The organism is Nocardioides sp. CCNWLW239 (genome assembly GCF_037137035.1).
GTDB lineage: Bacteria > Actinomycetota > Actinomycetes > Propionibacteriales > Nocardioidaceae > Nocardioides.
Window position 1 is genome coordinate 31,506 of the sequence record NZ_JBBBNW010000011.1, and the last position, 22,520, is coordinate 54,025.

Annotated in this window: 18 protein-coding genes; 14 read left to right on the plus strand and 4 right to left on the minus strand. The window is 69.5% G+C overall.

From position 1 onward, the window contains the following. The first annotated feature begins 8 nt into the window (after positions 1–8). From WBG06_RS25745 to WBG06_RS25775, 7 genes are read left to right on the plus strand one after another with little or no spacing between them, the layout of a single operon-like run. On the plus strand, positions 9–299 hold the full coding sequence (locus tag WBG06_RS25745; RefSeq protein WP_336740562.1) for a sarcosine oxidase subunit delta: 291 nt from the start codon (positions 9–11) through the stop codon (positions 297–299). Further along, complete coding sequence (locus tag WBG06_RS25750) at positions 296–3,208, plus strand: 2Fe-2S iron-sulfur cluster-binding protein (RefSeq protein WP_336740564.1); 2,913 nt, start codon at positions 296–298, stop codon at positions 3,206–3,208. The genes WBG06_RS25745 and WBG06_RS25750 overlap by 4 nt, the downstream gene beginning before the upstream one ends. Continuing rightward, complete coding sequence (locus WBG06_RS25755; RefSeq protein ID WP_336740565.1) at positions 3,201–3,857, plus strand: sarcosine oxidase subunit gamma; 657 nt, start codon at positions 3,201–3,203, stop codon at positions 3,855–3,857. The genes WBG06_RS25750 and WBG06_RS25755 overlap by 8 nt, the downstream gene beginning before the upstream one ends. Next, positions 3,857–5,230 (plus strand): L-serine ammonia-lyase, encoded by a 1,374-nt coding sequence (locus tag WBG06_RS25760; RefSeq protein WP_336740567.1) that lies wholly within the window; start codon positions 3,857–3,859, stop codon positions 5,228–5,230. Before WBG06_RS25755 ends, WBG06_RS25760 begins: the two co-directional genes overlap by 1 nt. A 22-nt stretch (positions 5,231–5,252) precedes the next feature. Further along, entirely contained in the window at positions 5,253–6,137 is an 885-nt protein-coding gene (locus WBG06_RS25765; RefSeq protein WP_336740569.1) for a bifunctional methylenetetrahydrofolate dehydrogenase/methenyltetrahydrofolate cyclohydrolase, read from the plus strand. Next, entirely contained in the window at positions 6,134–7,018 is an 885-nt protein-coding gene (gene folP, locus WBG06_RS25770) for a dihydropteroate synthase (RefSeq protein WP_336740570.1), read from the plus strand. Before WBG06_RS25765 ends, folP begins: the two co-directional genes overlap by 4 nt. Then, complete coding sequence (locus WBG06_RS25775; RefSeq protein WP_336740571.1) at positions 7,015–8,340, plus strand: bifunctional folylpolyglutamate synthase/dihydrofolate synthase; 1,326 nt, start codon at positions 7,015–7,017, stop codon at positions 8,338–8,340. The genes folP and WBG06_RS25775 overlap by 4 nt, the downstream gene beginning before the upstream one ends. 75 nt (positions 8,341–8,415) lie before the next feature. Here the strand turns inward: WBG06_RS25775 and fdhA are convergent, their stop codons facing one another. Further along, positions 8,416–9,627, minus strand: coding sequence for a formaldehyde dehydrogenase, glutathione-independent (gene fdhA / locus WBG06_RS25780; RefSeq protein ID WP_336740573.1), 1,212 nt, complete (start codon positions 9,625–9,627; stop codon positions 8,416–8,418). A gap of 293 nt (positions 9,628–9,920) precedes the next feature. On the opposite strand from fdhA, the gene WBG06_RS25785 reads away from it, so the two are divergent. The 3 genes from WBG06_RS25785 (at position 9,921) to WBG06_RS25795 (ending at position 13,374) form a co-directional block, all read left to right on the plus strand. After that, positions 9,921–10,661: an IclR family transcriptional regulator gene (locus WBG06_RS25785; RefSeq protein ID WP_336740575.1), complete on the plus strand. Its 741-nt coding sequence runs from the start codon at positions 9,921–9,923 to the stop codon at positions 10,659–10,661. A 276-nt stretch (positions 10,662–10,937) separates the two neighbouring features. Continuing rightward, positions 10,938–12,188, plus strand: a complete 1,251-nt coding sequence (locus tag WBG06_RS25790; RefSeq protein ID WP_336740577.1) for an aromatic ring-hydroxylating oxygenase subunit alpha — start codon at positions 10,938–10,940, stop codon at positions 12,186–12,188. A gap of 19 nt (positions 12,189–12,207) precedes the next feature. Then, positions 12,208–13,374 (plus strand): hybrid-cluster NAD(P)-dependent oxidoreductase, encoded by a 1,167-nt coding sequence (locus WBG06_RS25795; protein WP_336740579.1) that lies wholly within the window; start codon positions 12,208–12,210, stop codon positions 13,372–13,374. Between the two features lie 71 nt (positions 13,375–13,445). On the opposite strand, the gene WBG06_RS25800 is transcribed toward WBG06_RS25795, so the two are convergent. Then, a complete protein-coding gene (locus WBG06_RS25800) occupies positions 13,446–14,120 on the minus strand; it encodes a GntR family transcriptional regulator (protein ID WP_336740581.1) in 675 nt (224 codons plus the stop codon). A 172-nt stretch (positions 14,121–14,292) separates the two neighbouring features. On the opposite strand from WBG06_RS25800, the gene WBG06_RS25805 reads away from it, so the two are divergent. The 4 genes from WBG06_RS25805 (at position 14,293) to WBG06_RS25820 (ending at position 20,505) form a co-directional block, all read left to right on the plus strand. After that, a complete protein-coding gene (locus WBG06_RS25805; RefSeq protein WP_336740583.1) occupies positions 14,293–14,811 on the plus strand; it encodes a RidA family protein in 519 nt (172 codons plus the stop codon). Positions 14,812–14,956: 145 nt separating this feature from the next. After that, a complete protein-coding gene (locus tag WBG06_RS25810; protein ID WP_336740585.1) occupies positions 14,957–16,786 on the plus strand; it encodes a BCCT family transporter in 1,830 nt (609 codons plus the stop codon). 74 nt (positions 16,787–16,860) lie between these two features. Next, a complete protein-coding gene (locus tag WBG06_RS25815) occupies positions 16,861–19,122 on the plus strand; it encodes an FdhF/YdeP family oxidoreductase (RefSeq protein ID WP_336740637.1) in 2,262 nt (753 codons plus the stop codon). Positions 19,123–19,212: 90 nt separating this feature from the next. Next, positions 19,213–20,505 carry a hemolysin family protein gene (locus WBG06_RS25820; RefSeq protein ID WP_336740586.1) on the plus strand — a complete coding sequence of 431 codons (1,293 nt, stop codon included), beginning with the start codon at positions 19,213–19,215 and terminating at the stop codon, positions 20,503–20,505. Here the strand turns inward: WBG06_RS25820 and WBG06_RS25825 are convergent. Together WBG06_RS25825 and WBG06_RS25830 are read right to left on the minus strand one after the other, a co-directional pair. Next, a complete protein-coding gene (locus WBG06_RS25825; RefSeq protein WP_336740588.1) occupies positions 20,456–21,430 on the minus strand; it encodes a 2-hydroxyacid dehydrogenase in 975 nt (324 codons plus the stop codon). The two genes, WBG06_RS25820 and WBG06_RS25825, sit on opposite strands and share 50 nt — an antisense overlap. 66 nt (positions 21,431–21,496) lie before the next feature. After that, entirely contained in the window at positions 21,497–22,438 is a 942-nt protein-coding gene (locus WBG06_RS25830) for an alpha/beta fold hydrolase (RefSeq protein WP_336740589.1), read from the minus strand. Between the last annotated feature and the right edge of the window lie 82 nt (positions 22,439–22,520).

Genomic DNA, 22,520 nt, shown 5'->3' on the forward strand with positions numbered 1-22,520 from the left:
AGCCGACGATGATCCTCATCAGCTGCCCCAACTGCGGCTCCCGCGACGAGACCGAGTTCCACTACGGCGGTCAGGCCCACGTCCCCTACCCGGAGGACCCGAACGCCCTCACCGACGAGGAGTGGGGCCGCTATCTGTTCTACCGCGAGAACACCAAGGGCATCTTCGCCGAACGCTGGGTCCACAGCTCCGGCTGCCGCAAGTGGTTCAACGTTCTTCGCGACACCGTCACCTACCGCATCGCCGCCGTCTACGGGGCCGGCGAACCACGTCCCACCCTGGATGGAGGCTCACAGTGAGCACGACGTCGCACCGCCTCGCAGACGGCGGCCGCATCGACCGATCCACCCGACTCACGTTCAGCGTCGACGGCCAGGAGTACGCCGGCCACGCCGGTGACACCCTCGCCTCGGCACTGATCGCCAACGGCGTGCTCGAGTGCGGTCCCTCGCTCTACCTGCAGCGCCCCCGCGGCGTCCTCTCCGCCGGGGTCGAGGAGTCCAACGCGCTGGTCAGGCTGCGCCGGCCCGGCGACTCGGTCGCCGAGTCGATGCTCCCGGCCACGACCGTCGAGCTCGTCGACGGGCTCCGGGCCGACTACCTCAGCGGCCTCGGCGAGCTCGACCCCGCCGACGACACCGCGGTGTACGACAAGAAGTACGTCCACACCGACGTCCTCGTCATCGGCGCCGGCCCCACGGGGCTCACCGCGGCCCGTACCGCCGCCGCGTCCGGCGCCCGGGTGATCCTGATCGACGACCAGCCCGAGCTCGGAGGCTCCCTGCTCTCGACCCGCGGCCTGAGCGTCGACGGGGTGGACAGCGACACCTGGCTGCGCGAGGTCGCCGAGGAGCTCGCGGCCGCCCCGGAGGTCACGGTGCTCACCCGGACCAACGCCTTCGGCAGCTACGACGCCAACTACGTGATCGCGCTCGAGAGCCGGCTCGACCACCTCGACGCCGCCGCCAAGAGCGCCCTCACCGGCGTCTCGCGGCAGCGCCTGTGGCACATCCGCGCCCAGCAGGTCGTCGTCGCGACCGGTGCCCACGAGCGTCCCCTCGTCTTCGCCAACAACGACCGCCCGGGCGTGATGCTCGCCTCCGCGGTCCGCACCTACCTGAACCGTTACGGCGTGGCCGCCGGCTCGAACGTGCTGCTCGCCACGACCAACGACAGCGCCTACGAGGTCGCCGCCGACCTGGCCGCCGCCGGAGTCGGCGTGACGGCCGTCGTCGACGCCCGCACCGACCGGTCCGAGGCGGCCCGCCGAGCCGAGGAGGCCGGCATCGAGGTCCTCCTCGGCTCCGCCGTCCTCGACACCGCCGGCGACCCGCGGGTCACCGCCGCCGCGACCGTGTCGGCGATCGACGCCGACGGCACCGCGGTCGGCGGGCGGCGGGAGATCGCCTGTGACCTGGTCGCCGTCGCCGGCGGCTGGAGCCCGGTGGTCCACCTGCACAGCCAGCGGCAGGGCAAGGTCCGCTGGGACGAGCGGCTGGCCGGGTTCGTCCCCGACGGCGAGGTCGCCGGACAGCAGATCGTGGGAGCGGCCCGCGGCAGCTACACCCTCGACGCGTGCCTCGACGAGGGCCGGTACGCAGCAGCGACCGCGCTGCTCGCCGCCGGGTTCATCGGCTCCGCCGAGGCACCGGAGGGCCCGCTCCCTGCGCCGACCGGTGACGGCACGACCCGCCCGCTGTGGCTCGCGGCCGACGACGGCGTGCCGCTCGACGATCTGGTCGACCACTTCGTCGACCTCCAGCGCGACCAGACGGTGCACGACGTGCTCCGGGCGACCGGCGCCGGCATGCGCAGCGTGGAGCACATCAAGCGCTACACCTCCATCAGCACCGCCAACGACCAGGGCAAGACCTCCGGCGTCAACGCCATCGGGGTCATCGCGGCCGCGCTCAACGACGGTCGCAGCCCCGGCGAGATCGGCACGACGACGTACCGCGCGCCGTACGCTCCGGTCCCGTTCGTCGCGCTCGCCGGACGTGAGCGGGGCGACCTGTTCGACCCGGCCCGGCTGACCTCGATCCACCCCTGGCACGTCGCGCAGGGCGCCGAGATGGAGATCGTGGGTCAGTGGCTGCGGCCCTGGTACTACCCGCAGGACGGCGAGTCGCTGGACGAGGCCGTGCTCCGCGAGTGCGCCGCGGTCCGCGAGTCCGTCGGCATGATGGACGCGACCACGCTCGGCAAGATCGAGGTGTGGGGGAGCGACGCCGGTGAGTTCCTCAACCGGATCTACACCAACGCGTTCAAGAAGCTCGCCCCTGGCTCCGCCCGCTACGGCGTCATGTGCACGCCCGACGGGATGATGTTCGACGACGGCGTCACGCTCCGCATCGACGAGGGCCGCTACTTCATGACGACCACCACGGGCGGCGCTGCCAAGGTCCTCGACTGGCTCGAGGAGTGGCACCAGACCGAGTGGCCGACCCTCGACGTCAGCTTCACCTCGGTCACCGAGCAGTGGTCCACCGTCGCGGTCGTCGGCCCGAAGTCCCGCGACGTGATCGCCACGATCGCGCCGGACCTGGACGTCAGCAACGACGCGTTCCCGTTCATGACCTTCCGCGAGACCACGCTCGCCTCGGGCATCCCCGCCCGGGTGTGCCGGATCTCCTTCTCCGGCGAGCTCGCCTTCGAGGTCAACGTCGAGACCTGGTTCGGTCCGCAGGTCTGGGAGGACATCCACACCGCCGGCCAGGAATGGTCGATCACCCCGTACGGCACCGAGACCATGCACGTGCTCCGCGCCGAGAAGGGCTACCCGATCGTCGGCCAGGACACCGACGGCACGGTCACCCCTCAGGACGCCGGCATGGAATGGATCGTCTCCAAGGCGAAGGACTTCGTCGGCAAGCGGTCCTACAGCCGAGCCGACACCTCCCGCACCGACCGCAAGCACCTCGTCTCGGTGCTCCCCGTCGACAAGTCCTTCCGGTTGCCCGAGGGCACCCAGCTGGTCGAGTCCGGTACGCCGATCACCCCCGCCGACGGGCCCGTGCCGATGCTCGGGCACGTCACCTCGAGCTATCACAGTGCCGCGCTCGGGCGCTCGTTCGCCCTGGCGCTGATCAAGGATGGCCGCAACCGCATCGGCCAGACCCTCGTCGCGCCGGTCGGTGACCGACTGGTCGACGTCGTCGTCGCTGAAACCGTCCTCTACGACCCGGAAGGAAGCCGCCGCGATGGTTGAGACCACGATCGAGCCGCTCGACAAGACGATCTCCGGACTGCGCGTCAGCCCGGCCCAGCACCTGCACGGCGCCTTCGTCGACGCCGGCGTCACCGGTGCCCTCGGGGTGCGGGTGCGCGAGGAGCAGTTCCTCACCATGGTGGGCCTGCGGGTGCCGGTCGGCTCGCCCGACCGGGAGCGCCTGGCCACGATCCTCGGCGCCGATCTCCCCGCCCGGTGCGGTGAGGTCGCCACCGGCCACGACGTGGTCGTCCTGTGGCTCTCGCCCGACGAGTTCCTGGTCGTCTCGACCAGCGTGGCCGGATCCACCCTGGTGTCCTACCTGCGCGCAGGCGTCTCGGAAGGTGGTGCCGCGGTCGTCGACCTGTCGGCCAACCGCACCACCCTCCGCCTCGAGGGCCCCTCCGCGCGGGCGGTCCTGGAGAAGGGCTGCCCGCTCGACCTGCACCCGCGGGTCAACGCGGTGGGCACGGCGGTGGTGACCAACATCGGACGTGTCCCGGTGATCCTGTGGAAGGTCGAGGCCGACTCCTACCGGATCCTGCCGCGCGCCTCGTACGCCGACTTCCTGGGCCGCTGGCTGGTCGACGCCATGGCCGAGTTCAAAGTCATCTCGACAAGCTCGATCCAGCGTCTGGGATCCGGCTGATGGCTCTCAGCGTCTTCGACATGTTCTCCGTCGGCATCGGGCCGTCGTCGTCCCACACGGTCGGCCCGATGCGCGCGGCGGTGCAGTTCACCGATGCTCTGAAGGCAGGGTCGCTGCTCGACGCCGCCGCCCGGGTGCAGGTCGAGCTGTTCGGCTCCCTCGGGGCCACCGGCCACGGCCACGGCTCCGACAAGGCGGTGATCCTCGGTCTCGAGGGCAACCGGCCCGAGACCGTCGACACTGACAACGCCGACGCCCGGGTGGCCGAGGTCCGCGCCACGCGGCGGCTGAGGCTGGCCGGGGCGCGGGACATCGAGCTCGACGCCGACGACGTCGTCATGCACCGCACCCGCACTCTGCCGGCCCACCCGAACGGCATGGTCTTCCGTGCCTTCGGCGCTGGGGGAGAGGTGCTCCTGGAGAGCACCTACTACTCGGTCGGCGGCGGCTTCGTGGTCGACGAGGACGCGGCCGGCGCGGACCGGATCGTCGAGGACGCGACCCCGATCCCGTACCCCTTCACCACCGGCGCGGAGCTGCTCGCGGTCTGCGCCGAGTCGGGCCTGGGCATCAGCGATGTCATGCTCGCCAACGAGCTGGCGTGGCGAACCGAGGAGGAGGTACGCGGCGAGCTGCTGCACATCTGGTCGGTCATGCAGGAGTGCGTGCACAACGGCTGCACCCGCGTCGAGCCCACGCTGCCCGGCGGGCTGAAGGTCCCGCGGCGCGCCCCCGGTCTGTACGCCCACCTGCACGCTGTCACGGACGAGACCGACCCGCTCCGCGCGATGGACTGGGTCAACCTCTTCGCTCTCGCCGTCAACGAGGAGAACGCCTCCGGCGGCCGGATCGTCACCGCTCCCACCAACGGCGCCGCGGGCATCGTCCCGGCGGTGCTGCACTACTACGAGAAGTTCGTGCCCAGCGCTGACGAGGACGGGATCGTCCGGTTCCTCCTCGCCGCTGCTGCGATCGGGATCCTGTTCAAGATCAACGCGTCCATCTCCGGTGCCGAGGTCGGCTGCCAGGGCGAGGTCGGCTCGGCCTGCGCGATGGCGGCCGGCGCCCTGTGCGAGGTGCTCGGTGGCACCCCGGAGCAGGTGGAGAACGCTGCCGAGATCGGCATCGAGCACAACCTCGGTCTCACCTGTGACCCGGTCGGTGGGCTGGTGCAGATCCCCTGCATCGAGCGCAACGCCATCGCCAGCAACAAGGCGATCAACGCCGCTCGCATCGCCGCCCGTGGCGACGGTAGCCACCGGGTCTCGCTCGACGCCGCGATCAAGACCATGCGGGAGACGGGCGCCGACATGAAGATCAAGTACAAGGAGACCTCCCGCGGAGGCCTCGCCGTCAACGTCATCGAGTGCTGACATCACGGGCCGAAGGAGAAGCATGACCACCGCAGCAAAGATCGACGGCACGCGGGTCGCTGCCGAGCTGAAGGCCGGCCTCGCCGTGCGGGTCAAGGCGTTGCACGAGGCCGGCATCGACCCCGGTTTGGGCACCATCCTGGTCGGCGACGACCCCGGCTCCCGCTCCTACGTCGCAGGCAAGCACCGCGACTGCGCCGAGGTCGGCATCGCCTCGATCCGGATCGAGCTGCCCGCCTCCGCGTCGCAGGCGGAGATCGAGGCCGCGGTCCAGCAGCTCAATGAGGACCCGAGCTGCACCGGCTTCATCGTCCAGCTGCCGCTGCCGCCGCACGTCGACACCCACCGGGTCCTGGAGCTCATCGACCCGGACAAGGACGCCGACGGGCTCCACCCCACGAACCTCGGCAAGCTGGTGCTCGGCACCCCCGCTCCGCTGCCGTGCACACCGCGCGGGATCATCGAGCTGCTGCGGCAGCACGACGTGCCGATCACCGGGCAGCGGTTCTGCATCATCGGCTGTGGACTGACCGTCGGCAGGCCCCTCGGACTGATGCTCACTCGCCCGACCGAGCACGCGACGGTCACCCTGTGCAACATCGAGACCCGTGACGTCGCCGCCCACGCCCGGGCCTCGGACGTCATCGTCGCCGCCGCGGGTGTCGCTCATCTGGTCAAGCCCGACTGGGTCAGTCCTGGTGCCACCGTGCTGTCTGTCGGCATCACCCGCACCATCGAGGGCATCCTGGGCGACGTCGATCCGAACGTCGACGTCGTCGCCGGCAAGATGACCGGCGCCACCGGCGGTGTCGGACCGATGACCCGCGCGATGCTGCTGACCAACATCGTCGAGATCGCCGAGCAGCAGCTGGCTGCCAGGGAGGCGATCGTCGGGGCGTTGACATGATTGCCACCCAGCTGTCCACCGACACCGCCCAGCGGTGTCAGGTGATGGGCATCATCAACGTCACCCCCGACTCCTTCTCCGACGGCGGCCGGTTCCACGACGTCGACGCGGCCGTACGCCGGGGCCACGAGCTCATCCGTGAGGGAGCGGACATCCTCGACGTCGGTGGCGAGTCCACCCGTCCCGGCGCCCAGCGGGTCAGCGAGACCGAGGAGCTGGCCCGCGTGATCCCGGTGGTCGAGGCCCTGGCCCGCGGCGGGTTCTCGGTCTCGGTCGACACCATGCGCGCCTCGGTCGCCCGGCAGGCGGTCGCCGCCGGTGCGGTCATCGTCAACGACGTCTCCGGTGGGCTCGCCGACCCCGAGATGCTGCCGTTCCTGGCGGAGGCGGACGTCACCTGCGTACTCATGCACTGGCGGGCGCACTCCACCCGGATGGACGACTTCTGCTTCTACGACTCGGTCGTCGACGACGTCTGCGCCGAGCTCCGCGGCCGGGTCGAGTCCGCTCTCGCCGTCGGCGTACGTCCCGAGCGCATCGTCCTCGATCCCGGCCTCGGCTTCGCGAAGAACGTCAGCCAGTCCTGGGAGCTGCTCTCGGCCCTGCCGAGACTGCAGGATCTCGGTTTCCCGGTCCTCGTCGGCGCCTCGCGCAAGCGGTTCCTCGCCGAGGCCGCCGCGTACGGGCGGCGTGATCCGGACGTTCCCGCCGACCGCGACGAGGCGTCCGACGCCGTCGCCGCGGTCGCCGCGGTCGGCGGTGCCTGGGGCGTACGCGTCCACTCGGTCTCCGGCGCCGCGGCCGCCTCCAGGGTGGCCGCGCGCCTGCGTGGGTCCATGGCCGCGACCGGCCTCGTCGGCGCCCGGGCGGGGGAGCGGTGAGCCGCCCGTCGGCCACCGCCTTCACCCTGGACGTCACCGAGGTGGAGCGTCGGCTGCTCGCCCGCTGGCCGGAGACCAGGATCGCCCCGTCCTTGGAGCGCATCCGGGCGGTGACGGACCTGCTCGGCCGACCGCAACGCGACTACCGGGCGATCCACATCACCGGTACGAACGGCAAGACGAGCACCGCGCGGATGGTGGAGTCGATCCTGCTCGAGCTGGGCTCGACGGTCGGCAGGTTCACCAGCCCTCATCTCACCGACATCCGGGAACGGATCAGCATCGGCGGCCGTCCGATCTCGCCCGAGGCGTTCGTCCAGGCCTATCAGGACGTCCTGCCTGCGGCCGAGACCGTGGACCGGGGGAGCCCGACCCCGCTGTCGTTCTTCGAGATGACCGTCGCCATGGCCTACCAGGCGTTCTCGAGCGCTGGCATCGACGTCGCCGCTGTCGAGGTCGGCATGGGTGGCATGTGGGACGCGACCAACGTCATCGACGCCCCTGTCGCAGCCCTCCTCCCCGTCGGGCTCGACCACGTCGACCACCTGGGCCCGACCCGGCTCGACATCGCCGCCGAGAAGGCCGGGATCATCAAGCCCGGCGCACTCGCGGTGACGGCGCGTCAGACCCCCGAGGTCGAACAGCTTCTCCGGGCTCACGCCGACGCGCATCTCGCCAGGCTCATGGTCGAGGGACGTGACTTCGGCCTGAGCGGCCGGCGCGTCGCGGGCGAGGGGCAGACCGTCTCGGTCGACGGCCTTGCGGGCCACTATCAAGAGGTCCCGCTCGCCCTGCACGGACGCCACCAGGCTCACAACGCCGTGCTCGCGATAGCGAGCGTCGAGGCACTGCTGGAGGAGATGATCCCGCTGGACGCGCTGCGACGAGCGCTGGGCTCGGTCCGGTCACCCGGCCGCCTGGAGGTGCTGCCCGGCACCCCCGCCGTGATCCTCGATGCCGCCCACAACCCCGACGGCGCTCGGGCCTTGGCGGCCGCGCTGGCCGACCTGGGTCCGCGGCCGACCGTCGCCGTGGTCGCCGCGATGGGGGACAAGGACCTCGCCGGCATGCTCGTCGAGCTCGAGCCGGTGGTGACCACGATCGTCTGCACGCGGAACGGCAGCCCGAGATCGCTCCCACCCGATGCCGTCGCCTCGGCGGCGCGGAAGGTCCTGGGTGCGGATCGGGTCGTGGAGGTCGACGACCTCGCCGACGCGCTCACCGAGGCGACCGAGGCCGCTTCCGCGGCTGCCGGTGGACAGGTGCTGGTCACCGGCTCCGTCGTCACCGTCGGCGAGGCGCGCCGGCTGCTGGGTCTGTGAAGTTGCTGAGCAAGTGAAACGGTCCTGCCCCGGCCGATCTGGCCGGAGCAGGACCGTCGTGCAGTCCGGTCGGGGTCAGCCCACCATGCCGTGCGGGTCGATGACGTACTTGGTGGCCGCGCCCTGGTCGAAGGCGGCGTAGCCCGCCGGGGCCTCGTCGAGGCTGATCGTCTTCGCGTTGACCGCGTCGGCGATGTGGGCCTTGTCGGCGAGGATCAGGTTCATCAACTGACGGTTGTACTGCTTCACCGGGCACTGGCCGGTCACGAAGGTGTGCGACTTGGCCCAGCCCAGGCCGAGCCGGACGCCGATCTGGCCCTGCTTGGCGGCGTCGTCGACGGCGCCCGGGTCGCCGGTGACGTACAGGCCGGGGATGCCGAGGGACGCGCCCGCGCGCGCCACGTCCATGATGTCGTTGAGGACGGTGGCGGGCTGCTCGGCGGCGTCACGGCCGTGGCCGCGGGCCTCGAAGCCGACCGCGTCGACGGCGGCGTCCACGACCGGTTCGCCGAGGATGTCGTCGATGATGTCCGCGAGGGCGTCGCCGGAGGAGAGGTCCGCGGTCTCGCAGCCGAAGCTGGCGGCCTGCTTGAGCCGGTCGGCGTTCATGTCGCCGACGATGACGGTCGACGCGCCGAGCAGCTGGGCCGAGTACGCCGCGGCGAGCCCGACCGGGCCCGCTCCTGCCACGTACACCGTCGACCCGGTGGTCACGCCGGCGGTGTAGGCGCCGTGGTAGCCGGTCGGGAAGATGTCGGAGAGCATGGTCAGGTCGAGGATCTTCTCGAGGGCCTGGTCGCGGTCGGGGAACTTCAGCAGGTTGAAGTCGGCGAACGGGACCATGACGTACTCTGCCTGGCCACCGATCCAGCCGCCCATGTCGACATAGCCGTACGCAGCGCCGGCCCGGGCCGGGTTCACGTTGAGGCAGATGCCGGTCTTGCCCTCGTTGCACATGCGACAACGGCCGCACGCGATGTTGAACGGCACCGAGCAGATGTCGCCCACCTCGTGGAAGAGGACGTCGTCGCCGATCTCGACGATCTCGCCGGTGATCTCGTGGCCGAGCGTCTGACCCACGGGGGCGGTCGTCCGGCCACGCACCATGTGTTGGTCGCTGCCGCAGATGTTGCTCGTCACGAGCTTGAGGATCACCGCGTGCGGCGCCGCACGCTTGATGCCGAGACCACTGACGACATCCTGGGGGAGCTCCAGCTTCGGGTACTCGATGGACTCGACGGCCACCTCGCCCGGCCCCTTGTAGACGACGACTCTGTTGTCTGCCATGGCGTCTCTTCTTCCTGCCCCCGGGGTGGGGGCGTCCGGCGTACTCAGGTTGCAGGGATGTTTCTTATAGCGAAACAAGAGCGCTATATGAAACAAACTAGACCGTGAGAAGCGCCCGCATCAAGACCCTGTCTCGACCGATTTCGGACCGATCTCAGACCTCGTACGGCGGCGTCACATCGCTCGCGGCTTGCCTACCCGGCAGTAGGGGTGACCAAGGTGAATCGGTCCGGAAGGCATACTGTTTCAGCATGAGCAACACGAGCGAAACACGGAGCACGACCGTTCACTCAGTGGACCGAGCCATCTCCATCCTCCAGGTGCTCGCCCGTCGGGGTGCTGTCGGAGTCACGCCGATCTCCGAGGAACTGGGGGTGCACAAGTCCACGGTCTTCCGGCTGCTGGCGACGCTCGAGGCCCGCGGGCTCGTGGAGCAGAACGCGAGCCGCGGGCACTATCAGCTCGGCTACGGGGTCATCCAGCTCGCCGCCGGCGCGACCCGCAAGCACGATCTCTCGGTCACGAGTCGCCCGATCTGTATGGCATTGGCCGACGAGGTCGGCGAGACCGTCAACATCGTCATCAACGACGGCGAGGAGGCCATCACGATCGACCAGGTGATCGGGAGCGCCGAGATCACCTCGGTGAACTGGGTGGGTCAGCGGAGCCCCCTGCACACAACCGCGTCCGGTCAGGTCTTCCTGGCGATGATGCGGCCGGAGGAGCGTCAGCACATCCTGGACCGGGGGCTCGAGCGCTACACCGACGAGACCGTGGTCGACCCGGAGCGGCTCGAGGAGCAGCTCGCCGAGGTCAGGCGGCTGGGCTATGCCTACTCCGTCGACGAGCACGAGATCGGTCTCGCCGGCGTGGCGGCGCCGATCCGCTCCCTCGGCGGCGGGGTGATCGCCGCCGTCGTGGTCTCCGGCCCCTCGTTCCGGATCACGTCCGAGAACGCGCCCGAGCTGGCCGAGCACGTGCTCGCTGCCGCTGCGGCGATCTCCGAGCGGAACGGCTTCCCCAAGGCCGAGTGACCCGACCTGCCCTGGCCGAGGTGGGATCGGCCTGATCACGTGGCCCGCATGTCTGGTGCATGCGGGCCACGTCGCGTTCCCGTGTCGTGAAGCGCTTGTAAATCCTGTGGGGGAATCCACACGGAGTCGTTGACAGCGTCTCGAAACGCGCGGCAGAATCGTTGTTGCGTTCTGCGCAGCAGTTTTGCAGAGTGAAACAACCGCCGTCTGGCGGTCCGCCGTTATCTGAACCCGGAATCTGCCCGGTTGAGCGTGGGAGACATCAACGTGACGCGTATGAGCATCGAAACGACGCCTGAGGATCTGGCGTCCTTGGCGGACAGGCGAGCACCCGGCTACAGCCTGGAGGCGCCTTTTTACACCAGCTCGGAGATCTACGAGCAGGACCTCGACGTCATCTTCGGCCAGCACTGGATCTTCGCCGTCGCCGAGGCGGAGATCCCGGACCCCGGCGACTACGTCACCATCGATGTGGGCACCCACTCCGTGATCGTCGTCCGTGACGACGACGAGAACGTCCGTGCCTTCCGGAACGTGTGCCGGCACCGCGGGTCGCGACTGCTCGAGTCCGCCTGCGGCTCGATCGGCAACATCGTGTGCCCCTACCACCAGTGGACCTACCGGGTCGACGGCAGCCTGATCTTCGCCGAGTCGCAGGCCTCCACCTTCGAATACGACAAGTTCGGTCTCAAGCCGGTCAACGTGCGTGCGGTCGGTGGGCTGGTCTTCCTCTGCCTGGCCGACGAGCCGCCGGCCGACTTCGACGAGGTCAGCCAGCTCATCGAGCCATACCTGAAGCCCTACTCGCTGGCCTCCGCGAAGGTCGCCCACCAGACCGACATCGTCGAGGAGGGCAACTGGAAGCTGGTGATGGAGAACAACCGCGAGTGCCACCACTGCGACGCCTCTCACCCCGAGCTGCTCACGGCGTACTTCCCGATCAGCCGCTACGAGGCCGAGGACGTGCCGCCGCGCCAGCAGCAGATCTTCGAGCGCTACCTGGAGGCGCAGGCCGAGCTGGAGAAGGCCCGCGAGGCGATCGGCTTCCCGAACGGGGACGTCTGCCAGCTGGAGGGCAAGGCGACCGGGTTCCAGATCTCCCACCTGCCCCTCGACGGCGCGGGCGCCTCCTTCGGCCCCGACGGCCAGCAGCTCTGCGCGAAGCTGATGGGATCCATCGAGGACCCGAGGTTCGGCGACCTGTCGCTGCACATGCAGCCCAACTCGTGGTTCCACTTCCTCGGTGACCACGCGGTCGTCTTCTCGGTGATTCCGCTCGCCGTGGACCGGACCCTGGTCCGGACGACCTGGCTGGTGAACCCTGACGCCGTCGAAGGCGTCGACTACTCGGTCGAGTCGCTCACCTCCGTCTGGCGTGCCACCAACGACCAGGACCGCGTCCTGGTCGAGGGCACCCAGCGAGGAGTGACGGACCCGGGCTACGTACCTGGTCCGTACTCAGAGGTCGAGGGTGAGGTCGATGCATTCGTCACCTGGTACGTCCAACGCATCCAAGCCAACGCCTAGCCGAAGTCGGGGAGGAGACATGACCATCATCGAGACCGACATCCCCCAGGTGTCGGAGCCGAACTCCTTCGGGCTGCAGAACGGCCGCCCCGCGCCCGTTCGCAGCAAGCGGATGCTCGAGCCCTGCTGGGCCGAGAGCGACGTGATGGACCTGGTGTGCAGCCAGGTGCTCGCGGTCACCCACGACGTGAAGACCTTCGTCTTCACGACCCCCGAGCGTCGTCCCTTCGACTTCGAAGCGGGCCAGTTCATCACGATCCGCGTCGAGATCGACGGCGAGCTGATGACGCGCTGCTACACCATCGCCTCGCCGCCGACCCGGCCCGACCGGCTGGCCATCACGGTCAAGCGGGTGCCGGACGGCGTGGTGTCGAACTGGCTCCACGACAACCTCGAGCCCGGCACCTGGATCTCGATGCACGCCCCGGCGGGTGCGTTCGTCCTGCCGGAGGACGACGCGCCGAAATACCTCTTCCTCTCCGCGGGAAGCGGCATCACCCCGGTGCTCTCGATGACCAGGACGCTGTACGACCTCGGCTCCGAGGCGGACATCCTCTTCGTGCACAGCGCTCGTACGCCGGCCGACATCATCTACCGCGGTGAGCTCGAGGCGATGGCACGCCTCATGCCCAACCTCCGGGTGGTGGAGATCTGTGAGGGCGACGCCCCCACCGAGCGCTGGATGGGGCTGCAGGGTCGGATCTCCAAGCCGGTGCTCGAGATCCTGGCGCCCGACCTCAACGAGCGCGAGACGTTCATCTGCGGTCCGGCGGGCTACATGGCCTCCGCGAAGTCGCTGCTCGAAGAGCTCGGCTACGACATGGAGAAATACCACGAGGAGAGCTTCGACTTCGGTGCTCCCGCGGTGCCTGCGCCGACGGCCGCCCCGCCGGTCGAGCAGGACGCCGAGGACGAGGCCGCGGCCGGGTTCTCGGTCGAGTTCGCGCGCAGCGGCCGGATGATCACCTGCGGTCCGGACGAGACCCTGCTGGAGGCGGCGATCGCTGCCGGCATGCGTCCGATGTCCGCCTGTGGTCAGGGTATGTGCGGCACCTGCAAGGTGTCGATGCTCTCCGGCGAGGTCGACATGAAGCACAACGGCGGCATCCGGCCGAAGGAGATCGCCAACCAGAAGGTGCTGATGTGCTGCTCCAAGCCGCTGGGTGACATCCAGCTGGACTGCTGAGCTCGGTCCCGCCGAGCAGGCGTACGTCGCTCGGGTGGCTGTCGGGTCGGTGTCCGACAGCCACCCGAGGTTCAGAGGACCTCGCGGATCTCGCGTTCGAAGCCGCTGATGTGCTCGAGGGTGAGCTTCTCGGCCCGGTCGGCGTCGCCGTCGGCCACGGCGTTGAGGAGCTGTGCCTGCTCGACGACGTGGTGGGCCAGGTCGGGGAGACGGTCGATCACCATCCACCAGATCCGGATGGCGAGGTTGTCGTACCTGATCAGGATGTCCTCGAGATGGGCGTTGCCGCTCGACTGGTAGATCAGGCCGTGGGCGGCCTTGTCGACGCGCATCAGCGCGGTGCGGTCGCCGTCGGCCAGCTTGCCCTTGCCGATCTGCGCCGCCAGGGCCCGCATCTGCTCGCGCTGCTGCGGCGTCGCGCGTTCGGCGGCGGCGCGGGAGGCGTACGGAGCGAGCTGACGCCGGATCTCGGCGATCGCGCTGAGCTCGGTCGCGTCGATGGTCGTCGCGAAGGTGCCGCGGCGGGGGAAAGAGTGGACCAGGTGGTCGGCCTCGAGGCGCTTGATCGCCTCCCGGACGGGGGTGCGCCCCATGCCGATGGCGGCCGCGATCTGACCGTCGTTGATCGGTGCCCCGGGACGGATGTCGAGCATCACCAAGCGCTCACGGATGTAGTGGTAGGCCTGCTCGGCGAGCGATGCGGCGGGCGGGTTCGCCGTGGCTGCCAGGATCTCGTCAACCGTCATTGAGTTCGTGTCCCATGTCCGTTCCGGCCTGTCGGCGGATGATGTGGTGTCGCTTGACCACCCTAGTCTGATACATCAGTCACAGGCGATCGGCGTGCCGATGCCGACATGGGGCGTCCGCGCCTGGAGATCGCCCTGTCGACAACTAGTATATCAATGCTAGGGTCCCGGCATGTCCGATCGCGCGAACCGGGTGCTGCGGCTGCTGGGCTCTCGCGGCTCGAACGCAGCCCTGCTGGAGCCTGCTGTCCTTGCGGCTGACCTCGGGCTGCCGCCTCGGGAAGCGTCCGTGTCGGCTGTGCCCCATGTTCCGGCGGTGCGTGCGGGTGGACTCGTCTTCACCTCGGGTCAGCTGCCGATCCAGGACGGCGAGCTGGTCGCCACGGGCAGGGTGGGGGACACCTTGAGCCTCGCCGAGGGTCAGGCCTGTGCGCAACGGTGCGCCGTCAACGCTCTCGAGGCGGTCAGGTCCGAGGTCGGCGACCTCGGACGGGTGAGGCGCATCGTCAAGGTCGTGGTGTACGTCGCCTCCGGTGCGCTCTTCACCGACCAGGCCCTCGTCGCCAACGGGGCGTCGGAGCTTCTCGGCATGGCCTTCGGTGACGCGGGCCGCCACGCACGTTCGGTGGTCGGCGTCTCGGTCCTGCCTCTGGATGCGCCGGTCGAGCTCGATCTCGTCGTTGAGATCTGACTCTTGATCGTGTGATGCATCACATATATCGTCACTAATATATCAGCGTCTGAACGGGTGGCGCCCCGCTGAAGTGCCGCCGCCCGGAGTCTTGATGGCACCGACAGATGCTGCTCCTTCCCAGAGCCCTCGATCGGAGTGCGTCATGAGATCAACCACCGGTAGCGGTGACCTTTCCCCGGTAGCGTCGCCCCGCCACAAGTCCGTCGGTCAGAACGGGAGCCCGACCCATCCGGCGCTCGACTGTCCACCCGAGGAACCGGCGAAGGACGCCGGAGGTCTTGACCGGGTCGTCTTCGGGGTGACCGCGATCATCGCGATCGGCTTCCTGGTCTGGGGGTTCGTCAGCACGGAGTCGCTGGCCTCGGTCTCGGGGACGTCGTTGTCCTGGGTGATGGACAACCTGGGCTGGCTCTTCGTCACCACGGCCTCGACCTTCGTCGGGTTCGTGCTGTGGCTCGCCTTCGGCAAGTTCGGGAACATCCCGCTCGGCCGTGACGGGGAGGAGCCGGAGTTCCGTACGATCTCGTGGGTCACGATGATGTTCAGCGCCGGCATGGGGATCGGCCTGATCTTCTACGGCGTCAGCGAGCCGGTCAGCCACTACATCGCGCCGCCGCCCGGAACGGACGGGGGAGCAGAGTCCGAGAAGATCCAGACGGCCATGGCCACGACTCTCTTCCACTGGGGAGTCCACCCGTGGGCGATCTACGCCCTGGTCGGGCTCGCGATCGCCTACAGCGTCTTCCGCAAGGGCCGCGGCCTGCTGATCAGCTCGGTGTTCGAGCCTCTTCTCGGACGCCACGCACGCGGGACCGGGGGCCGGATCATCGACATGCTCGCGATCTTCGCGACCCTCTTCGGGTCCGCGGCGTCGTTGGGTCTCGGCGCGCTCCAGATCCGCAGCGGGCTGGAGATCGTCGGCGGGCTCGGCCGCACCGGCAACGGCATCCTGGTCGCGATCATCGCCGTGCTCACCGTCGGGTTCGTCTTCTCGGCGGTCTCGGGCGTGGCCAAGGGGATCCAGTGGCTCTCGAACATCAACATGGTGCTCGCTGTAGGGCTCGCCCTGTTCGTCTTCGTGGCCGGCCCGACGGTGTTCATCCTCAGCCTGGTCCCGACGACCGTCGGCAGCTACTTCCAAGAGGTCGCGATGATGTCGGCGCGCACCTCGGCCGAGGGGTCCGAGACTGCTTCCTGGCTGTCGAGCTGGACGGTCTTCTACTGGGCCTGGTGGCTCTCCTGGACGCCGTTCGTCGGGATGTTCATCGCGCGGATCTCGCGTGGCCGGACCATCCGCCAGTTCGTGACCGGCGTGCTCCTCGTGCCGTCGCTGGTGAGCCTGGCCTGGTTCGCCATCTTCGGTGGCGCGGCCATCGACCTGCAGCAGAACGGGGTCGACATCGCCGGCGCCGGTGGCGTGGAGACCCAGCTGTTCACCACCTTGGAGTCCTTCCCGCTGTCCACCGTGGCCAGCGTGGTGGTCATGATCCTGGTCGCGCTCTTCTTCGTCTCGGGCGCGGACGCGGCCTCGATCGTGATGGCCACGCTCTCCGAGCGCGGCTCCATCGAGCCGAGCCGGCCGACCGTGATCTTCTGGGGCGTCGCCACCGGTGCGGTCGCCGCGGTGATGCTGCTGGTCGGCGGCTCCGATGCGCTCAGCGGACTGCAGACGATCACCATCGTCGCCGCCGTGCCGTTCGTGCTGGTCATGGTCGCGCTGTGCGTGTCCCTGGTGAAGGACCTCCGGGAGGACCCGCTGGTGGTCCGGGCCCAGTACGCCTCCAAGGCGGTCGAGCAGGCCGTCGTCTACGGGGTCTCCGAGCATGGTGACGACTTCGTCATCAGGGTCTCGCGCGATCCCGACGCGCCTGCCGACAAGCCGGCCGAGTTGGTCGATGAGCCGGTCGAGGAACTGGTCGACGGGCCGGTCGACGGGCCGCTCGACGAGCCGATCCAAGAGTCGGCGAGCTAGCACGAGACGCGAAGGGAACGGGTGTGGTGAAGCGCGACGCGGACGGGGCGTACGCCGTCGACGAGCCGGTGGAGATGCTCGGTGTCACCGAGCCGAAGACCTGGGCCGCAGGCGTGCCGGCGGTGCGGAAGGCGATCGAGTACTCCCTGACGCAGACCTCGGTGCGGCGTACGGCCTTGACGTTGTTGAATCTCAACCAGGCCGGCGGGATGGACTGCCCGGGGTGTGCCTGGCCGGAGCCGGACCACCGGCACCGGAACGAGTACTGCGAGAACGGTGCCAAGCACATCGCCGACGAGGCGACGTCGCGCCGGGTGACGCGGGAGTTCTTCGCGCAGCACTCGGTCGCCGAGCTGGACCAGAAGTCGGACTACTGGCTCAACCAGCAGGGCCGGCTGACCGAGCCGATGGTCAAGCGTCCCGGGGCGACCCACTACGAGCCGATCACCTGGGACGACGCGTTCCGGACCATCGGCGACGAGCTCAACGGCCTGGACTCTCCCGACGGGGCGATGTTCTACGTCTCGGGCCGGCTCAACAACGAGGCCGCGTTCCTGCTGCAGCTCTTCGCCCGGGCCTACGGCACCAACAACCTGCCCGACTGCTCGAACATGTGTCACGAGTCGAGCGGCTCGGCGCTGAACGAGACGCTCGGGATCGGCAAGGGCAGCGTCCAGCTCGAGGACATCTACAACGCGGACCTGGTGTTCGTGGTCGGACAGAACCCGGGTACGAACCACCCGCGGATGCTGTCGGCGCTGGAGGAGACCAAGCAGCGCGGCGGCCGGGTGATCGCGGTGAACACGCTGCCCGAGGCCGGTCTGATGCGGTTCAAGAACCCGCAGAAGGCCCGCGGTGTGGTGGGTCGTGGCACCGCGATCGCGGACCAGTTCCTGCAGATCCGTCCCGGCGGTGACCTCGCGCTGTTCCAGATGCTCAACCGCCGTCTGCTCGAGGCCGACCAGGAGGCGGGCGGCGGTGTGCTCGACTGGGAGTACATCGCGGCGTACACCACCGGGTTCTACGCCTTCGCCGAGCACGCCCGCACGATCACCTGGGAGGACACGCTCGAGGCCACCGGCCTGACCCGCGAGGAGATCGAGGCGGTCCACGAGCAGGTGCTGGCCAGCCGGTCGGTCATCGTCTGCTGGGCGATGGGGCTGACCCAGCACAAGCACGGGGTGCCGACGATCCGCGAGGTGGTCAACTTCCTCATGCTGCGGGGCAACATCGGCAAGCCCGGCGCCGGGGTGTGCCCGGTACGCGGCCACTCCAACGTGCAGGGCGACCGGACGATGGGCATCTGGGAGAAGATGCCCGACTCGTTCCTCGACGCGCTCGGTGCCGAGTTCCGGTTCGACCCGCCGCGCAGGCACGGGTACGACTCGGTCGACGGGGTCCGGGCGATGCGGGACGGGAAGGCGAAGGTCTTCATGGGCGTCGCCGGCAACTTCGTCCGGGCGATCTCGGACAGCGACGTCGCCGAGGCGGCGCTGAGGAGCTGCCGGCTGACCGTCCAGGTCTCCACCAAGCTCAACCGGTCCCACACGGTGGTCGGCGAGACCGCCCTCATCCTGCCCACGCTGGGCCGCAGCGACATCGACGTCCAGGCCAGCGGCGAGCAGTTCGTCACCGTCGAGGACTCGATGAGCTCCGTGCACGCCACCCGTGGCAAGCTCCCGCCGGCCTCGGAGGACCTGCTCAGCGAGGTCGCGATCGTCTCCCGGGTCGCGCAGGCGACCATCGGCGACCGCTACGGGATCGACTGGGCGGGCTTCGAGGCCGACTACGGCCGGATCCGGGATCGGATCGCCCGGGTGGTGCCGGGGTTCGAGGACTTCAACGAGCGGATCAGAGACCCGAAGGGGTTCGTGCTGCCCAACCCGGTCAACTCCGGTGTCTACCGCACCCCGAGCGGCAAGGCCGTCTTCACCCGCAACGACCTGACCTGGCTGGAGGCGCCTCCCGGACACCTGATCCTGCAGACACTGCGCTCCCACGACCAGTGGAACACCATCCCGTACGCGATGGACGACCGCTACCGCGGCATCCACCATGCCCGCCGCATCGTGATGGTCAACCCGGCCGACATCGCCGAGCTCGGGTTCGCCGACGGTGACCGCGTCGACATCGTCAGCGTGTGGGAGGACGGGGTGGAGCGGCGGGCACCGGGTTTCACCCTCGTCGCCTATCCGGCGAGCCGGGGGTCGGCTGCTGCGTACTATCCGGAGACGAACGTCCTGGTGCCGCTTGACAGCGTCGCCGAGGGCAGCAACACCCCGACGTCGAAGGGGGTCGTGGTTCGCCTGGCACGCGCCGGAGCGGAGTCGGCCTGACGCGCAGCGTGGCTGTAGATTCATCCCTGTGAAGAGGCCTCGAAGTTCCAACCGCTCACCCTGGATCGGCGCGAGGGGTGAGCGGGCCTGATGGACAGCCAGACATTCCTCAGTCTCGGGCTGGTGCTGGTCTTCGTGCTCGTCGGCGGCGTCTTCGCCGCGACCGAGCTGGCGCTGGTGTCGTTGCGGGAGAGCCAGCTGGCCGCCATGGAGCGTCAGGGGCCTCGTGGGGCACGGGTGGCGGAGGTGGCGCGCGACCCCAACCGCTTCCTGGCCGCGGTGCAGATCGGCGTCACCGTCGCGGGCTTCCTCTCCGCGGCCTACGGCGGGTCGACGATCGCTCCCGACGTCGCGCCCTACCTCGAGCGACTCGGCCTGGGTGAGGCGCTCGCCGAGACCATCGCACTGATCGTCCTGACCCTGTTCATCGCCTATCTCTCCCTGGTCCTGGGCGAGCTGGTGCCCAAGCGGCTGGCGCTGCAGAAGGCCGCCGGCATCTCGCTCGCCGTCGCGCCGGTGCTGGACAAGTTCGCCAACGTGATGCGGCCGGTGATCTGGCTGCTCTCGGTCTCCACCGACGCCGTCGTGCGGCTGCTCGGCGGCGATCCCAAGGCCTCGGCCGAAGAGGTCTCGGAGGAGGAGCTGCGCGAGATGGTCTCGACCAACCGGGACCTCGAGGAGGACGAGCGCCGGATCCTCCGCGACGTCTTCAGCACCACCGAGACGAGCCTGAAGGAGGTGATGCGCCCGCGCGGCGACGTCACCTTCATGCCCGCCTCGATGCCGCTTCCCGAGGCCGCCGAGATGGTCCGCGACCTGCCCTATTCGCGCTACCCGGTGACCGGTGAGGGCTTCGACGACATCCTCGGCTTCCTGCACGTACGCGACCTGCTCGGAGTCGACGCGACCGACCAGCGCACCGTCCGTGACGTCTGCCGTCCGGTGCTCGCACTGCCCGGGAGCAAGCGGGTGATCCCCTCGATCGCCACCATGCGCGAGAGCGGCACCCACCTGGCGATGGTCGTGGACGAATACGGCGGCACCGACGGCATCGTGACCCTCGAGGACCTCGTCGAGGAGATGATCGGCGACATCCGCGACGAGTACGACCACGGTGAGACCCGCATCCGCGACTACGGCGACCTGTCCCGGATCGACGGCGCGATGACGATCGAGGACTTCGCCGACACCACCGGCATCGAGCTCGAGGACGGTGGCTACGAGACCGTCGCCGGATATCTCATCTCGCGGCTGGGTCACATCCCGCAGGTCGGGGAGGTGCTGGCCCTTCCGGGCGTGAGCCTGGAGGTGGCCGCCCGGAACGGCAACCGGATCACCGAGATCGCGCTGCACCCCGAGAAGGCATCTCCGGCACCGGAGTGAGCACGGTCCCGTCGGCGAGCCAGCGGTCGAGGTTGTCGAGGGTCAGCTGCTCCATCGCGGCGCGGGTCTCGACGGTGCCACTGGCCAGGTGGGGGAGGAGCACCACGTTGTCGAGGGCCATCAGCTCGGCGGGAACCTCGGGCTCGTTAGTGTAGACGTCGAGGCCGGCGCCGGCGATACCGCCTGCGAGCAGCAGCTCGACGAGGGCGGCCTGGTCGACCACGGAGCCACGCGCGATGTTGATGAGGTAGCCCTCGGGCCCGAGCGCCTCGAGCACCGTGCGGTCGACGAGATGTCGCGTACTGCTGCCGCCGGAGGTGGCGAGGACCAGGACGTCGACATCGGCGGCGAGCGCGGCGGGCGAGGCGGCGTAGCGGTAGGGAGAGCCGGGCACCTCCCGGCGGGAGTGGTAGGAGATCGGGCAGCCGAAGGCCTCGAAGCGGGTCGCGATCGCCCGGCCGATCCGGCCCAGGCCGAGGATGCCCACGCGCTTGCCCGAGACCTTCCGGGCCAAGGGGTAGCTGCCTGTCGCGGGCCAGTCGCCGCGGCGTACGAACCGGTCGGCGGCGCTCTGGGTGCGCAGGGTGTCGATGGTGAGGCCGATCGCGGTGTCGGCCACGCAGTCGGTCAGCACGTCGGGGGTGTGGGAGACGAGCACCCCGCGCGCCGCCGCCTCCTCGACGTCGATCGCGTCGTAGCCGACCCCGAAGTTGACGATCGCGCCGAGCGAGGGGAGCTGCGCCATCAGGTCGGCGGTCACGCCCGTGCGGCCGGTGGTGACCACGGCGCCGATCGAGGGTCCGTGCTCGGCGAGGAACGCGGCACGCGCGTGATCGTCGGGCAGCACCAGGGCGTCGTACCGCTCGGTGAGGGTCGCGGCCAGCGACGGCTTGAGCGGTCCTACCTGGAGGATGCGGCGGTTCACGGGGTCTCCTGTCGTTCGGCGATCCTCTCGAGGCTAGACAGCGATCGGCACGCGCGTCCAAGAGCGTCAGGGCATCGTTCGATGCCGTGACGCATCAGGACCCGGTTCGGGACCGGTGCGCAGCCGCTTCTGCCACACATCCTGGTCCCAGGTGGCGGGTGCGGTGCTGCGTACGAACTGCTCGACCGTCATCACGAAGCGCCCGGGGTCGGACCGGAACGGGAAATGGCCCGCGCCGTGGAACACGTCGAGGGAGGCGTACGGCATCGCCAGCCGCGCCTGTCCGGCATGGCGGAACGGGACGACGCCATCACGGTCCCCCCAGATCATCAGCGTCGGGATGTCCTCGACCAGGTAGCTACGGTCGAGCATCGTGACGACCTGGCCGTGCCAGTCGACGACCGCGCGCAGCGTCCGGGCGAAGGCCTGGCGGGAGCGGGCGTCGGGCAGCGCGTCGAAGATCCGGGCCAGGTCGGTGGCGTCGACGCCGAGGTCGTGATCCAGGCGGCGCAGCAGGGCGAGGGAAGCGGAGAACCCGGTCCGTGAGAACGGCAGCCGCAACAGCGTGAGCAGCTCGGGTGCGAGCGGCAGGCTCGCCAGGCGGAGCCAGGCCGAGACGCCCCGCCCGGAGCCGCCGTTGGAGACCAGCACGATCCGCTCGACCAGGTGCGGATACTGGTAGGCGAGCTGCATCGCGACGCCGCCGCCGAGCGAGTGGCCGACGAGGGTGACCCGCTCCACGTCCAGCACGGCCAGGAGGTCGCGCATGCCGTTGGCGAAACCGCCGACCGAGTAGTCGGCGCGCGGTTTGTCGGAGTCACCGTGCCCGAGGAGGTCGGGGGCGATGACGAGATGGTTCTCGGCGAACAGGGGCAGCACCTCGTCCCACGTCCGTGAGCTGTCGCCGATCCCGTGGATGAACAGGATCGCGGAGCCGTCACCGCCGATGCGGTACGCGCGCTGGTAGCCGTGGATCACCCGCGACTGCTGCTCGATCGCCCGCGCCATGACTGCACGCTAGCCGCCATGGGTTTCGAGCATGTTGCAGCGCGGCCGCCGGGCTTGCCTTCCAGCGCGCTTGAATCTCTAG